The sequence below is a fragment of the Mesorhizobium sp. M0340 genome, assembly GCF_040321535.1.
Taxonomy (GTDB): Bacteria; Pseudomonadota; Alphaproteobacteria; order Rhizobiales; family Rhizobiaceae; genus Mesorhizobium.
In genome coordinates, this window is the sequence record NZ_JAMYRR010000006.1 from 195,477 (window position 1) to 210,354 (window position 14,878).

Below are 14,878 nucleotides of genomic sequence, written 5' to 3' on the forward strand. Positions count from 1 at the left end.
TCAAGGTCGAGCGCCAGCCTTTTCGGCAGCTTCCGAGAAGGGAAATCGGAAAAGCAGCTTCCGGTTCTCGTCGCAGATTTCGAAGGAAAGGCCTGTCAGGACTGGGCTGCCGCTGAGCAGACCCTCGACCAGGATTTCCTTGGCCGAAGCCATGGCGTTGTCCTGGGCGGCAGACAGGCCATCCAGCTCCCCCTCGAAATTTTCCGTCAAACGGCCGTCATTGTTTCGGAAAAGAAAAAATATCTCGCATGCCTGCTCCGGCTGGTGGGTTATGTCGTCGCGAGCGGTCTCAGAAACAGCGTTGGATTCGTACAGGACAGCACTGTACGATTTTGACATCGGGATTCATGGCATTCAGGCCTTCATGCGTCAGGTCGATCGAACAGCACCCCCAGCCCATGCTCGAACGCACATGCCGCAATCATGTCGTCCAGGGCTTTTCCTGAGACCGGGCAATTCGGCATGACAGCCGTGATCGCCATCTCAGCCGCTGCGGTGGAAACCTCATCGTGGCGCCTCTTCCTGGTCTCGATATATTGCTCGATCAGAATTTTCAGGCGCCGCGCTGCAATCTCGTCGACGACCATCGTTCTCCCTCGATTCGGCACAATGTCCGTCTTCCGGGTGAAAGGTCCGCTGCCATTGGGTAGCAGCGGACCACTCGGCTGGGTGACCCGATAGCCCGAGGCGGGGGTCTCGGACCGTCACACAATAGCTTCGAGAGGCCACTCGTTCCACAGAACGCTGCCGTTGGTAATATTCGTACACTGAACATTGCCGCAGGCAGTCCGCGACTGTGCGATTTTTCGGCTAAGCTGCCGTCGCCGGATACCGGATCAGCTCCGGCTTTGATAGCTGTAGATGCCTGCGCCGATAGCGACCGCTCCTACGGTGATCAGAATCGATGGCACCCCCATCAACGTCGCGACGATCCCCCAGACGATGGCGACGGCGATTGCGCCGGCAGTCCCCAGGACCAATCTAAGCCGTTTCGACATTATCCATTCCCCCAAAAGTGCATCTCTGGCCTTTTCCGGTCGAAATACCGCAATGCGGCACCATTGTCTGCCCTTCGTCCAACTTTCTATGCCGCCCCTGAGCACGACCGCTGAGGCGTAAGCGCTCCGTATGCGGCCCTGTTGCAAACACCCACTCGACAGCGGGGAAGCTTTGGGCGCTAGCCCGAGAAGCGAGGCGTCAGAAAGCGAGATATCTATGCAAAATTTTCGGAATTTACTCCGGTTCTCGATCATGGCGGTGGCGGCCACGACAACCGCAACCAGCGGAACAGGCGGTACCAGCGGCGGTGGCCACTCTACTTGACCATGCCGGCGACCTGGCGGCCGCCAACGGCAATCAATCCCTCATAACAACGGGAGTAGTAGCTTGACGCTCCAACCGAAATCGGCGACCGCGCCCCTCACCGGCCTCGCAGGATTGCTTGGTCTTGCGCTGGCTGTCGCGATGCTCGTCGACAGAAGCTGGCCTGTGCATTTGCAGGCCATGAACGCGTCTGTTCGCAAAGCGCATCGGTCGCCGATCGAGCGCTCCGGCTGAATGCCGTGCTCTGACGATCAGCGGCAGTTGGCGCCTATCGCCTCAACGCGTGATCGCGATGCCGATCCTCGCCGCTCATCGGCAACGGCCGATCGCCTTCGAGCAGGCGGGTGATCCGTGCGAAGCCGGTAAAAGCCTTTCGCGCTTCCTCGGCCGACATCCGGCCGGCCATGGCCGCAGCGCAGCAATTCACGGCGCACTGGTAAACCGGCCCGCGCCGCCCGGCCGGCCATTTTCGCAAGAATGCCATTGCTTCGGCAACGCTGTCGATCTCCTCCACGGGCTGTCCCTGTCCGCGCAAAATCCGCACGGGTGAAAAGAATTGCAAGCGGTCCATCATTTCCTCCCCGTCGACCGGATGCGTGCGATCGAACCCCACTAAACTCGCGAACCGGGCTTTGGTTCCCGGCAAAGAGGGCTTGGCTTGGAAAATGTTGGCGGACCAGACGAGCAGCGGTGGAAACGCCCCGCAGCCCCTATCGGATGACATCTTGCCCCAATTGGATGACATCTTGCTATGGTACGGGAACGTTAGCGCGGCTGATGCATTTCGATGCCACGAGCAGTCTTTTTTGAGGGAAATGCCAAAACATGAGAATAGCCCATGTGGCGCCGCTCCATGAATCCGTGCCACCCCGGTTCTATGGAGGGACGGAGCGCATCGTCTCCTATCTGACCGAAGGATTGGTCGAGCTTGGCCATGACGTGACCCTGTTCGCCAGCGGCGATACCAAGACATCGGCAAAATTGGTGGCGTGTCGCGAGCGCGCGCTCCGTCTCGATCCGCGCCCGCACAAATCCGAAACCGCGGCGCATCTCGCGATGCTCGCCGAGGTGAGGAACCGGGCGCAACAGTTCGACATCATCCATTTCCATCTCAGCCACTTCCTGCATTTTCCTTTCTTCGAACACATGCCTGACCGGACGGTGACGACACCGCACGGCAGGCTCGACTATGTCGACCTGGCCCCGGCCTACGAACGTTTTCCGCGCTTTCCGATGATCTCGATTTCGCGCAGCCAGAGAACCGGGCTACCCATGGCCAATTGGCTGGCGACCATCCATCACGGGCTGCCGATCAATATCTACGAGCCGACTTTCGAGACGGATGCGGACGAGCCGTATCTGGCCTTTCTGGGCCGGCTGTCGCGCGACAAGCGCCCGGACCGTGCCATTGAGATCGCCTTGCGCTCCGGGTTGAAACTGAAGGTTGCGGCAAAGATCGGCGACGACGACCGCGCTTTTTTCCACGGCACGGTCGAGCCGCTGATCGACGGCGACCGTGTCGACTACATCGGCGAGATCGAAGAGGACAGAAAAGCGGAATTCCTCGGCAAGGCGGCCGGCCTGCTGTTTCCGATCGATTGGCCGGAGCCGTTCGGTCTTGCCGCGATAGAGGCTATGGCCTGCGGCACGCCGGTGATCGCCTGGAAATGCGGTGCCCTGCCGGAGATCATCGACCACGGCGTCACCGGTTTCCTTGTCGATTCAGTCGATGCTGCTGTCGCCTCGATACCGGAATTGCTGCGCCTCGACAGGCGACAGGTGAGAGCCGTATTCGAAAACCGTTTTTCTGCCACGAGAATGGCCCACGACTATGTGACTGCCTATGCGCGCCTGATCGGCACTCCCGGTGAAGCGAGAGCGTCCTGATCGGCGTCATTGTGGACGTTGGAAACGAAACGACAGAGCTTGTGACGTATGAATCAACTCGACGAGCGTAAGCTTGATCCCGCCGTAGCCCTCGCCTCGCTCGACGAGGTTGCGCCCCGGGAGCCGCACCGACTGTTCGCCCTCAAGCAAGGCGACTGCTTCGCGGTGGCCGACGCTTATGGCGATATCCGCGGCGCCGGCGACGGCTTTTTCCGAGACGACACGCGTGTGCTTTCGGAATTCCGGCTGACGATCGGTGGCCGGCAAATGTCGCTGCTGGGCGCATCGCTCAGCCAGGACAATGTGCTTTTCACCTCGAACCTGACCAATCTGCCGATCCAGAGTGTCGGTGGCCGCGACATTCCGCAGGGGGCGATCCACATAGAACGCGTCAGGCTGCTTTGGCAGGACCGGCTGTTCGAGCGCATCACCCTTTCGAACTACAGCCAGGAATCGTCGGCCATTCGGGTTTCCTTGCATTTCGCAGCAGATTTCCGCGACATGTTCGAGGTGCGCGGTTCGACCCGGCTCAAGCGCGGAATAGCCCACGCCGCCGAGACCAGTCCGACATCCGTGGTGCTTCGATATGACGGGCTGGACCAGCTCGTGCGCCTGTCGGCGATCTCGTTCTCGCAGGCGCCGGATAATTTGACCGCCAGCCGCGCGGATTTCCTGGTTGCGGTGACGAAGCGCAGCAGCGAGGTCCTCTATATCGAGGTCGGCCCGGAAGTGGCGGAGACACCCGACCGCGACCGTTTTCGGGCTGCCGCCGCCCGCGCTCGCTTCGGCATGCGCGCCAAACGCCGCCACGGCGCGACGGTGCACAGCTCAGGCCGCGTCTTCAACGACTGGATCGAACGCGCGCGCGCGGACGTGGCGTTGCTGACCACCGAGCTTGCAACCGGACCTTACCCCTATGCCGGCATACCCTGGTTCTCGACGGCGTTTGGCCGTGACGGGGTGATTTCCGCACTGCAGATGCTGTGGTTGAATCCTGGGCTGGCGCGCGGCGTACTTGCCTTTCTCGCCCAGCATCAGGCAACCGAAACGTCGCCGTTCAGCGATTCGCAGCCGGGCAAGATCATGCACGAGACCCGCAAGGGCGAGATGGCGGCGCTGCGGGAGCTCCCGTTCGGCCGCTATTACGGCGGTGTCGATACCACGCCGCTCTACATTCATCTCGCTTGCGCCTATGCGGATCGTACCGGCGACATGGCGTTCGTCGACAGCCTGTGGCCATCGCTTTGTGCAGCGGCCGAATGGACGGAAGAGACAAGCCGCGCGACCGGCTTCGTTACCTACCAGCGCGGCGCCGAGACCGGCCTCGCCAACCAGGGCTGGAAGGACAGTTTCGATTCCGTCTTCCATGCCGATGGCCGCATGCCCAAGGGGCCGATCGCCCTGGTCGAGGTGCAAGGCTACGTCTTTGCTGCGTTCCGTGGGCTGGCAGCGCTCGCCCGCCGCCGCGGCGAGGACGACAAGGCCGATCATTGGGAGGAACGCGCCGAAACCATGCGCGCCGCGGTGGAACGCCATTTCTGGATGGACGATCTCAATTTCTATGCACTGGCGATCGATGGTGCAGGCGAGCTCTGCAAGGTACGGACGTCGAATGCCGGCCATCTTCTCTATGTCGGGCTGCCCGAGCCGGAACGGGCGCAGATGGTCGCCGATCAGCTGCTCTCCGCGTCGTTCCACTCTGGTTGGGGAGTGAGGACGCTGGCCGACGATGCGATATTCTTCAATCCCATGTCCTACCACAATGGTTCGATCTGGCCGCACGACACCGCCATGTGCGGTGCCGGCCTGGCACGTTACGGCGTGCGCGACAGCGTGGTCCGGCTGATGAGCGGCACGTTCGAATCGGCTGTCCATTTCAACATGCGGCTGCCGGAACTGTTCTGCGGCTTTACCCGGTCGCCGGGCGAAGCGCCGATCGCCTATCCCGTCGCGTGCCTGCCGCAGGCCTGGTCGGCGGGATCGGCCTTCATGCTGATGCAGGCCTGCCTTGGCCTCGAGATCGACGGCTGGAAGAGCGAAATCCGGGTCACCCGCCCAAGGCTGCCGATCGGCATCGACACGCTGACATTGCGGCATCTGGGTGTCGGCTCGACGGTGGTCGACCTCACATTCCAGCGTGTCGGCGACCGCGTCGTCGCCTTTCTCGCCGATCGGTATGAGGGGATGGTGCCGCTCATCGTGCGCACTTGACGCCGCCGCGCTGCGGCGCATCGAAAATGACACCCGGCACTGCAATCGTCCGGAACCGATAGCCTCTTTGTGCGTTGCAAAAATGGGCAGCGGGGGATGCTGTCGTCGTCACACGGCAGCGAACCAGAAAAACAAATAAAAACGGCTATCGGCCGGCCGGAGGCGAGATCACATTCGATGTCAGATTATACTGTAAACCTGCTCTGGGTTTTGCTGATTGCAAGTTTTGGCTTTTCCGCTTTTGCCATTCTCCTATCGATATCCCGCCAGCGCCGCGGCCGCGCAACGGCGGCCGCATACACGCCGAGCGAGGATGTCGCGTCGGAAGCGGCACGCAAGGTGCTGCGCGAGTTCGAAAAGAACGGCCAATCGGCCGATGCGGCACTCGTCACGTGGTCGCCCGACACCTTGCGCAAGATCCTGGCCGACGACCTGCCGGACGCACAGGTCATCGTGGTGTCCAACCGCGAACCCTACATCCACAACATCAAGGATGACGGCGTGCAACTTTTAGTGCCGGCCAGCGGGCTGGTTTCGGCACTCGAGCCCATCACCCGCGCCTGTGCCGGCACCTGGATCGCCTATGGCGGCGGCACGGCAGACCGCCTCACCGTCGACAAGGACGACCGGGTGCAGGTGCCGCCAGGCAATCCGTCCTACACGCTGCGCAGGGTCTGGCTGACGGAGGAGGAATATCAGGGCTATTATCTGGGTTTCGCCAATGAGGGGCTATGGCCGCTTTGCCATATCGCCTTCACCCGCCCCGTGTTTCGCGCCTCGGACTGGGACGCCTACGAGGCCGTCAACCGCAAATTCGCCGATACGGTGGTTGCCGAAGCCCGCAACGAACGGCCGATCGTGCTGGTGCAGGACTACCATTTTGCGCTGCTGCCGCGCATGATTCGCCAGCGCCTGCCGGACGCGATAGTCATCACCTTCTGGCATATCCCCTGGCCCAATTCGGAAGTGTTCAGCATCTGTCCGTGGCGTGAGCGGATCCTGGAGGGACTGCTCGGCAGTTCGATCATCGGCTTTCATACCCAATTCCATGCCAACAACTTCACCGAAAGTGTCGACCGCTTTCTGGAGAGCCGGATCGAACGGGCAGACGCGGCAATCTCCTATGGTGGGCAGACCACATTGGTCCACGCCTATCCCATTTCCATAGAATGGCCGGCCCAATTGCTGGCAAAACTGCCGTCTGTGGAGGAGTGCCGCGCCCGTGTCCGCGACAGATTCGGCCTGTCAGCGGATACCAAACTGTGCATCGGAGTCGAGCGCCTCGACTACACGAAAGGCATTCTCGATCGCTTCCATGCCTTGGACGAATTGTTCACGAAATATCCCGAATGGATAGGCAAGGTGGTTTTCCTGCAGATCGCGGCGCCGAGCCGGGGGACATTGCCCGCCTACCAGCAACTCCACGACGAATGCCGCCGCTATGCCGACGAGCTCAACCGACGCTATGGCAGCGAGACATACAGTCCTATCCTGATGGTCGCCGAACATCATCGGCAGGAGCAGGTCTACGAGGTCTACCGCGCCGCCGACATCTGCATGGTCACCAGCCTGCATGACGGCATGAACCTTGTCGCCAAGGAATTCGTCGCAGCGCGCGACGACGAACAGGGCGTGCTTTTGCTCAGCACCTTCGCCGGTGCCTCGCGCGAACTGCTGGAAGCACTGATCGTTAACCCCTACGATGCGGCCATGATGAGCGAGGCGCTGTTGCAGGCGCTGACGATGACGCCGGAAGAGCAGCGCGAACGTTTGCGGCCGATGCGCGAGATGGTCCGCGATAACAATGTCTACCGCTGGGCCGGCAGCATGCTGCTGGACGCCGCGCGCCTGCGCAAACGCGGCGATCTCGACAGGGTGACCGGAACCGGCGAGCGCCCGCCATCGAACACCAACAACGTCATCTCAATGTTCGAGCGGGCACGGAAGGCAGCATCGTGAAAAGCTTTGAACAACCGCCGGCTTTGAACCTGCCGGAAGGGCAATGGGCGCTCTTCCTCGACATCGACGGAACCTTGCTGGAACACGCTGCCCATCCCGACGCGGTGTTCGTCGGCGAGGAATTGCGCAATCTGCTTGGACGCATCGAGCAGGGGCTGGATGGTGCGGTCGCTTTCATCACCGGCCGATCGATCTCCGCCGTGGACAAGCTGTTCCATCCGCTGAAGCTGCGGATCGCCGGACTGTATGGGCTGGAGCACCGGCTGACGCCGACGGGTCCCATCGATGCCGCCGACGCGCCGGCCGACATCGCCGCCCTTGCCGACGAGATCGAGGCCGAACTGGGCAGCGGCAAGGTCTATGTCGAGCGCAAGGGGCCGGTCCTTGCCGTTCATACAAGAGCAGCACCGCAACTGCTTGCGCCCGCAATCCAGCTCGTCGAACAGGCATTGGCCCGGCTTCCGAAGGGTTATCGGGTGCTTCCGGGAAACGCCGGCGTCGAGCTCATGCCCCTGGAAGCCGTCAAAGGTGCAGCCATCCGGCGTTTTATGGACATTCCGCCCTTTGTCGGCCGGCGGCCGATATTCCTCGGAGACGATACATCGGACGAACACGGTTTCGAGGCGATCAATGAAATTGGCGGCATCTCCATCCGCGTGAAGCCGAACGGGCCGACGGCCGCAAACTATGCCCTCGACGACGTGACCGGCGCAATAGCCTGGCTCAAGGCCAGTTTCGAGACATCGGCGGTCTCCGGTGCTCTACCGGCCGACAAGCAGGCAGAGACCGAATCAAGGGCGAAGATCAACATCGCAGCCACGGCATCGTCCGGCCGATAAGCGCGGTTCTCATTGAATGTCTTTAAGGCCAAAGCCGGCAAATCGTCTGCTTGCCGGTTCCCCTGCGTCAGGCTTAACCTGCTCCCATGCGTGGAGGCGCGTGCCATAACGAGGGGAGGACATAGCAATGACCATACAAGGCGCATCACCGGACCTGTACAATGACGATCTCGCCCCGGCGAAGGTTCGAAACTGGGGACCGTTCTCGATCTTCAACGTCTGGACGTCGGATGTCCACAGCCTGTGGGGCTACTATCTGGCGGCCAGCCTGTTCCTGTTTTGCGGCGGCTTCGTCAACTTCATCATCGCCATCGGTATCGGTTCGCTGATCATCTATGCATTGATGAACATGGTCGGCTATGCCGGCGTGAAGACCGGGGTGCCCTACCCTGTCCTGGCGCGTGCCTCCTTCGGCATCTGGGGCGCCAACATACCGGCGCTGGTGCGCGCCATAGTCGCCTGCTTTTGGTACGGCGCGCAGACGGCGGCTGCCTCAGGCGCGATCGTAGCTCTGCTGATCCGCTCGCAGTGGTTCGCCGACTTCAACCAGAGCACACATTTCCTCGGCCACTCCGGGCTCGAGGTGATCTGCTTCGCCGTCATCTGGGCGCTGCAGCTCCTGATCATCCAGAAGGGCATGGAAACGGTGCGCCGCTTCCAGGATTGGGCCGGACCGGCGGTGTGGGTGATGATGCTGATCCTGGCCATCTATCTTTGCATCAAGGCAGGCACCTTCGCCTTCACCAGCGACATCCCGATGGATGTGCTGCTGGAAAAGACGAAGGACGCGGGCGTGCCGGGCACGCCGGGCTCCTGGACCTCGCTGTTTGCGGTGGCGGCTATCTGGGTGACCTATTTCTCCGCCCTCTATCTCAACTTCTGCGATTTCGCCCGCTATGCGCCGGACAAGGCATCGCTGCGCAAGGGCAACATCTGGGGCCTGCCGGTCAATCTCATCCTGTTCTCGCTTGTCGCCGGCGTCACGACGATTGCCGCCTTCGACGTTTATGGCGAAGTGCTGCTGCATCCCGACCAGATCTCGGCGAAGTTCGACAGCTGGTTCCTGGCGGCGCTCGCAGCGCTGACTTTTGCGGTGGCGACGCTCGGCATCAATGTGGTGGCGAACTTCGTGTCGCCGGCCTTCGACTTCTCCAACGTCTTTCCACGCCAGATCGACTTCAAGAAGGGCGGTTACATCGCGGCGTTGATAGCGCTTGTGCTTTATCCCTTCGCGCCCTGGGAAGGCAGTGCTGCCTCCTTCGTCAACATCATTGGCGCGACGATGGGGCCGATCTTCGGCGTGATGATGGTCGACTATTACCTGATCCGGAAGGGCGAGGTCGACGTCGAGGCGCTCTACAGGGAGAATGGCGAATTCCGCTTCCAGGGCGGCTGGCATGTCAATGCCTTCATCGCCGCCGGCATCGGCGCGGTCTTCTCCTCGATCCTGCCCAACTTCACCAGCCTGCTGCCGTCATGGTGGGGTGTCTATGGCTGGTTCTTCGGCGTGGCAATTGCCAGCGTCATCTATTACGTGCTGCGCACGATGGCACTCGGTGCCGGAGCCAGGATAGCCAAGGCTTGAGCGATTCGGGGCGGCGCAAGCCGCCCCGTTCATTCTGCGACCATCTCGGCCAGGCGGCGTACGGTGTTCCAGTTGCGCGAGGTGCCGATGCCCAGGCGTTTGTGACTGACCGCTGCAAGCAGCCGCGAACTCGGCGTCTCGCGCGAAAAGACGATCCAGATATCGCCGCCGACAATCCGCAGCTTCTCGCCCTTGCCGGCATAGGCCTCAAGCGCCGCGGCGGCCTCGTCGCGAACGGGCGCCCGCATCACGCGCACCGCCACCTGGTCCGCGGCCTCAGCCGATTCGGCTGGGAACGGATTGCCGGCCGCCAGCCTCAGCCAGCCGTCGGCGCGGCGCACGATTATGTCGACGTGGCGGCCGAAAGTCTTTGCGAACACCGCCTCCAGCCGCTGCTCCAACGCCGCAAGTTCTGTTTCTTGCACCTCGAAAACAAGATTGCCGGTCGCCACCAGCGTGCGCGGGTTATTCAGGCCCAGGCCTTCGGCCATCGCCTTCAGATCGGACATGACGACCCGCCGCCCCTCGCCCAGGACAACGCTGTAGAGCAGCGCGACGTAAGTTTGCATGGGCGGCCAGTCTAGACCAGACGCGACTGCTCTACCGCCGCCTCGATGAAGCTGGCAAACAGCGGGTGTGGATCGAGCGGCCGGCTTTTCAGCTCGGGATGGTACTGCACGCCGATGAACCAGGGGTGGTCGGGATATTCGACCGTTTCCGGCAGCACGCCGTCCGGCGACATGCCGGCAAACACCAGGCCGCAATTCTCGAGCCGCTCCTTGTAGTCGACATTGACCTCGTAGCGGTGACGATGGCGTTCGGAAATCTGGGTATCGCCATAGATCTCAGCGATCTTCGATCCCTTGGCGAGGTCGGCCTGGTAGGCACCGAGCCGCATGGTCCCGCCAAGATCGCCGGTTTCCCTGCGCTTTTCCAGCATGTTGCCCTTCAGCCATTCGGTCATCAAGCCGACGACCGGCTCCTCGGTCGGGCCGAACTCGGTCGATGATGCGTGCTCGACGCCGGCCAGCGAACGCGCCGCCTCGATACAGGCCATCTGCATGCCGAAGCAGATGCCGAAATACGGCACCTTGCGCTCGCGCGCGAACTTCGCCGCCAGGATCTTGCCCTCCGAGCCGCGCTCGCCAAAACCGCCGGGAACGAGAATGCCATGGACCTTCTCCAGCCACGGCGCCGGGTCTTCCTTCTCGAATATCTCGCTTTCGATCCAGTCGAGCTTGACCTTCACCCGGTTGGCGAGGCCACCATGCGACAGCGCCTCGATCAGCGATTTGTAGGCGTCTTTGAGGCCGGTATATTTGCCGACGACGGCGATGGTCACTTCGCCTTCCGGATTGTGGATGCGGTTGGACACCGCTTGCCACCGTTCCATGCGTGGCTTCGGCGCCGGATCGATGCCGAAGGCGGCCAGCACTTCCGAGTCGAGCCCTTCATTGTGATAGGCCATCGGCACGTCGTAGATGTGCGGGACGTCGAGCGCCTGGATGACGGCGCTTTCGCGGACATTGCAGAACAACGACAGCTTTCTGCGCTCTTCCTTGGGGATCGGTCGGTCGGCGCGGACCAGCAGTATGTCGGGTGCAATACCGATGCCGCGCAACTCCTTGACCGAATGCTGCGTCGGCTTGGTCTTCAGTTCGCCCGCGGTCGGAATGTAAGGCATCAAGGTCAGGTGGACGTAGACGGCGTTGTTGCGCGGCAGGTCGTTGCCGAGCTGGCGGATCGCCTCCAGGAACGGCATCGCTTCGATGTCGCCGACTGTGCCGCCGATCTCGCACAGCACGAAATCGTAATCGTCATTGCCGTCGAGGACGAAGTTCTTGATCTCGTCGGTGACGTGCGGAATGACCTGCACGGTGGCGCCGAGATAGTCGCCGCGCCGCTCGCGCTCGATGATATTCTTATAGATCCGGCCGGTGGTGATGTTGTCTTGCTGGTTGGCCGAGCGGCCGGTGAAGCGCTCATAATGGCCAAGATCGAGATCGGTCTCGGCCCCATCATCGGTCACGAAGACTTCGCCGTGCTGATAGGGCGACATCGTGCCGGGATCGACATTGAGATAGGGATCGAGCTTTTTGATGCGTGCGCGATAGCCCCGCGCCTGCAAGAGAGCCCCAAGGGCCGCCGCAGCAATGCCTTTTCCAAGTGAGGAAACCACGCCGCCTGTGATGAATACATATCGCGCCATGGGAGTCATCGCTTAACGCGGCCGAATTGATTCCGCCAGAGAAAAAACCGCCGCGAAGGCTTTTTCCCAAGAAGGCGCTCTGGTCGTTGGCTTATCAAAACAAAAGGGCCGGCGAGGCCGGCCCTTTTGGCACGATCTGTCAAAGCGTCAGATGATGACGACTTTGGTGCCTACTTTCACCCGGCGGTAGAGATCCATGACGTGCTCGTTGATCATGCGGAAGCAGCCATTGGAGGCGCTGGTTCCGATCGACTGCGGCGCGATGGTGCCGTGAATGCGCAGGTGGGTATCCTTCCTGCCGTCGTAAAGATAGATGGCGCGCGCACCGAGCGGATTGTCGCCGCCGCCGGGCATACCGTCCTTGTATTGGCCATAGTGCTTGGGTTCGCGCTTTTGCATATCCAGCGTCGGAATCCAGCGCGGCCATTCCTGCTTGTCGCCGACGGCAACCGTACCCTTGAACTGCAGGCCTTCCCGGCCGACCGCGATGGCATAACGGCGGGCGGTTGACGATGATTCGACGAGGTAGAGACGGCGAGCGCTGGTATCGATGACGATGGTGCCCGGGTTGTAGCCAGTGAATTCGACCTCCTGCGGCACGAATTCCGGCTTGACCTTGAACTGCCGCTTGGCCTGCTTCCTTTCGAGCGCGGCGTCGAGCGCGCGTGTTTCCGGAAGCAGCGACATTGACGAAGAAGATGTGCCGCCGAACAGTCCCGCGAACAGCCCGACGCTCTGCGGCTTCTGCCCCACCGGTTCGCTGCGCAACTCGCCATTGTTGCCGGTCAGGGCAACGTTCATGGCCTCGGCCGGGATCGGCTCGGCCGACTGGATCGGCGCAATGGGCGCAATCGGTTCGATGATGTTGAGGGTCTTCTTCTTCTTGGCTGGCGTAGCGTCAGCCACCTTCGCCGCCGCGAGCGGCTGGCTCTTCTTGGCAAGGAATGCCTGCCGTTCCGCATCGGCTTTGGCTTTCGCCGCCTCCCGCATCGCCAGCTTCCTGGCTTCGAGTGCTTTGGCGCGAGCGGCTTCCTTGTCGGCTGCGATCTTGGCTTCGATCTTGCGGATCTGCGCAAGGTCGTCCGGCGTCGGATCTTTCTTCTTCTTGAGAAGCTTCAATTGCGCCGCATCGCTTTTGGCAGCGACGTTGACGACGTCGGTTGTTGCTGCGGCTTTATGGGCCGAGTTTGCCGTCGGCATGGCCGCGAAAGCGGGCGCACCTAGGCTGAGCACGGCACAAAGGCCGGCAAAAATGAAGCTGCGAAGCTGCATGGGGAAGATCCGATCGTTCAATGCTTGTTGCCCACGGCGTCGCCCGGCGCCCCCCAAGGACGCCGAGAATGCCGCGTGCAACCTATAATCGATTAGCCGGAAGCGCCTCAAGCGCGCGGTGCGGTCGAATCTTCGTGATCGTGCGGCATTTGCCGCGACTGTGTTCAAACGACAACAGATCGCGGCATAAGATGCCCGATTACTGGTTGGGGACCTGCGGCGTGGCCGGCGCGGTGGCGCCGTTTGTCGCTGGCGGCGTCGCCGGAGCGGTTGCCGGCGGCGTCGTTGCCGCGCCATTGCCGGACGGCGGGGTCGGCGCCGTGGTGCCCGAAGGCGGCGTCGGCGTCGTGGTTCCGGGCAATTGGTTGAGTACGCCCTTGCCTGCCCCGTCCGAGGTCGCCGGCACGCGATCGAGAATGTCGATCGGCTTCTCGCCATAGCGCGCTACGATCGACAGTGTCAGCGAAGTGACGAAGAAAGCCGCGGCCAGGATCGCCGTCGCCCGCGTCAGCGCATTGGCGGCGCCACGCGCGGTCATGAAACCCGATCCGCCGCCGATGCCGAGGCCGCCGCCTTCGGAGCGCTGCAGCAGCACCACGCCGACAAGCGCGAGCACGACCATGAGGTGGACGACGATCAGTACGGTTTCCATAATTTATCCTGGCAAGGCCTGGTGCGGCCGCTGATTTGGAGGCGGCTCAATACAATGCTTTGACGGCATTTCCAAGCCCGTGGCCGGAATATGGGAAGCAATGCGTCCTTTGCAACGATTTCGGCGCCGGCCGTCCGCTCAAATGCAGCAAGCAGCCCTTGTATCAAGCGATGTTTCGATAGGCTTCCGCGATGCCGAGGAAGTCCGCCGCCTTTAGGCTGGCGCCGCCGACCAGCGCGCCATCAACATTCCTGACGCCGAGCAACTCGACGGCATTGGACGGCTTGACCGAGCCGCCGTAGAGAATGCGCATCTTGGCCGCCGTATTGCCAAGCTTCCGCGCCAGCTCGTCGCGGATATGCGCATGCGCCTCGGCGACGTCGGCGGCGGTCGGGGTCAAGCCGGTGCCGATCGCCCATATTGGCTCATAGGCAATGACGGTGTTGGAAGCCGTGGCGTTTGGCGGGACCGAGCCAGCGACCTGGCGCGACAGCACGTCGAGCGTGGCTCCTGCTTCGCGTTCGGCTCTTGTCTCACCAATGCAGATGATGGCCACCAGCCCGGCACGCCATGCGGCGGAGGCCTTGGCCTGCACTAAGGCATCGTCCTCCTTGCGATCGGCGCGGCATTCGGAATGGCCGACAATGACATGGCTGGCTCCTGCATCCTTCAGCATCTCGGCCGAAATGCAGCCGGTATAGGCGCCGCTTTCCTCGGTGTGGCAATCCTCTCCGCCGGCCCGCACCGGTGTGCGCGACAGAATCTCGGCGGCGTGCGCAAGTAAGGTCGCCGGCACGCAGAGCACCGCTTCGGTCTCGGCGTCGAGCCCGCTCATGAAGCCGTTGCCGATCATCCTGAGCTCGTTGAGCGAGGCGCTGGTACCGTTCATTTTCCAGTTGCCAGCGACGAGCGGGCGGATTCTAGGCGTCATGGGATTGTTT

Annotated in this window: 14 protein-coding genes; 5 read left to right on the forward strand and 9 right to left on the reverse strand. The window is 62.1% G+C overall.

Annotation, left to right across the window (positions count from 1 at the left end):
* The 4 genes from NKI79_RS33220 to NKI79_RS11630 all read right to left on the reverse strand — a co-directional run bounded on the left by NKI79_RS33220 (window position 1) and on the right by NKI79_RS11630 (window position 1,969).
* The gene (locus NKI79_RS33220; protein WP_502909809.1) at window positions 1-339 is read right to left on the reverse strand and encodes a DUF6894 family protein; all 339 of its coding nucleotides are present in this window, start codon (window positions 337-339) and stop codon (window positions 1-3) included.
* Between the two features lie 23 nt (window positions 340-362).
* Complete coding sequence (locus NKI79_RS11620) at window positions 363-587, reverse strand: hypothetical protein (protein WP_352736519.1); 225 nt, start codon at window positions 585-587, stop codon at window positions 363-365.
* Between the two features lie 249 nt (window positions 588-836).
* Entirely contained in the window at window positions 837-998 is a 162-nt protein-coding gene (locus NKI79_RS11625) for a hypothetical protein (protein WP_352507299.1), read from the reverse strand.
* 593 nt (window positions 999-1,591) lie between these two features.
* Entirely contained in the window at window positions 1,592-1,969 is a 378-nt protein-coding gene (locus NKI79_RS11630; protein WP_502895588.1) for a DUF982 domain-containing protein, read from the reverse strand.
* A 179-nt stretch (window positions 1,970-2,148) separates the two neighbouring features.
* On the opposite strand from NKI79_RS11630, the gene NKI79_RS11635 reads away from it, so the two are divergent.
* The 5 genes from NKI79_RS11635 to NKI79_RS11655 all read left to right on the forward strand — a co-directional run bounded on the left by NKI79_RS11635 (window position 2,149) and on the right by NKI79_RS11655 (window position 9,804).
* Window positions 2,149-3,210: a glycosyltransferase family 4 protein gene (locus tag NKI79_RS11635; protein WP_352801665.1), complete on the forward strand. Its 1,062-nt coding sequence runs from the start codon at window positions 2,149-2,151 to the stop codon at window positions 3,208-3,210.
* 48 nt (window positions 3,211-3,258) lie between these two features.
* Entirely contained in the window at window positions 3,259-5,421 is a 2,163-nt protein-coding gene (locus NKI79_RS11640) for an amylo-alpha-1,6-glucosidase (RefSeq protein ID WP_352478897.1), read from the forward strand.
* A gap of 177 nt (window positions 5,422-5,598) precedes the next feature.
* Window positions 5,599-7,380: an alpha,alpha-trehalose-phosphate synthase (UDP-forming) gene (locus NKI79_RS11645; protein ID WP_254817288.1), complete on the forward strand. Its 1,782-nt coding sequence runs from the start codon at window positions 5,599-5,601 to the stop codon at window positions 7,378-7,380.
* Window positions 7,377-8,219, forward strand: coding sequence for a trehalose-phosphatase (gene otsB / locus NKI79_RS11650; protein WP_352801667.1), 843 nt, complete (start codon window positions 7,377-7,379; stop codon window positions 8,217-8,219). The genes NKI79_RS11645 and otsB overlap by 4 nt, the downstream gene beginning before the upstream one ends.
* A gap of 127 nt (window positions 8,220-8,346) precedes the next feature.
* Window positions 8,347-9,804 (forward strand): NCS1 family nucleobase:cation symporter-1, encoded by a 1,458-nt coding sequence (locus tag NKI79_RS11655; RefSeq protein ID WP_352801668.1) that lies wholly within the window; start codon window positions 8,347-8,349, stop codon window positions 9,802-9,804.
* Between the two features lie 29 nt (window positions 9,805-9,833).
* On the opposite strand, the gene NKI79_RS11660 is transcribed toward NKI79_RS11655, so the two are convergent.
* The 5 genes from NKI79_RS11660 to tpiA all read right to left on the reverse strand — a co-directional run bounded on the left by NKI79_RS11660 (window position 9,834) and on the right by tpiA (window position 14,868).
* On the reverse strand, window positions 9,834-10,373 hold the full coding sequence (locus tag NKI79_RS11660; RefSeq protein WP_352801669.1) for a DUF1697 domain-containing protein: 540 nt from the start codon (window positions 10,371-10,373) through the stop codon (window positions 9,834-9,836).
* An 11-nt stretch (window positions 10,374-10,384) separates the two neighbouring features.
* The gene (gene pyrG / locus NKI79_RS11665; RefSeq protein ID WP_352801671.1) at window positions 10,385-12,013 is read right to left on the reverse strand and encodes a CTP synthase; all 1,629 of its coding nucleotides are present in this window, start codon (window positions 12,011-12,013) and stop codon (window positions 10,385-10,387) included.
* A 147-nt stretch (window positions 12,014-12,160) separates the two neighbouring features.
* Window positions 12,161-13,285, reverse strand: coding sequence for a L,D-transpeptidase (locus NKI79_RS11670; RefSeq protein WP_352801672.1), 1,125 nt, complete (start codon window positions 13,283-13,285; stop codon window positions 12,161-12,163).
* Window positions 13,286-13,484: 199 nt separating this feature from the next.
* Window positions 13,485-13,937 carry a preprotein translocase subunit SecG gene (gene secG, locus NKI79_RS11675; protein ID WP_254817294.1) on the reverse strand — a complete coding sequence of 151 codons (453 nt, stop codon included), beginning with the start codon at window positions 13,935-13,937 and terminating at the stop codon, window positions 13,485-13,487.
* 163 nt (window positions 13,938-14,100) lie between these two features.
* A complete protein-coding gene (tpiA, locus tag NKI79_RS11680) occupies window positions 14,101-14,868 on the reverse strand; it encodes a triose-phosphate isomerase (RefSeq protein ID WP_352801674.1) in 768 nt (255 codons plus the stop codon).
* Window positions 14,869-14,878 lie beyond the last annotated feature (10 nt).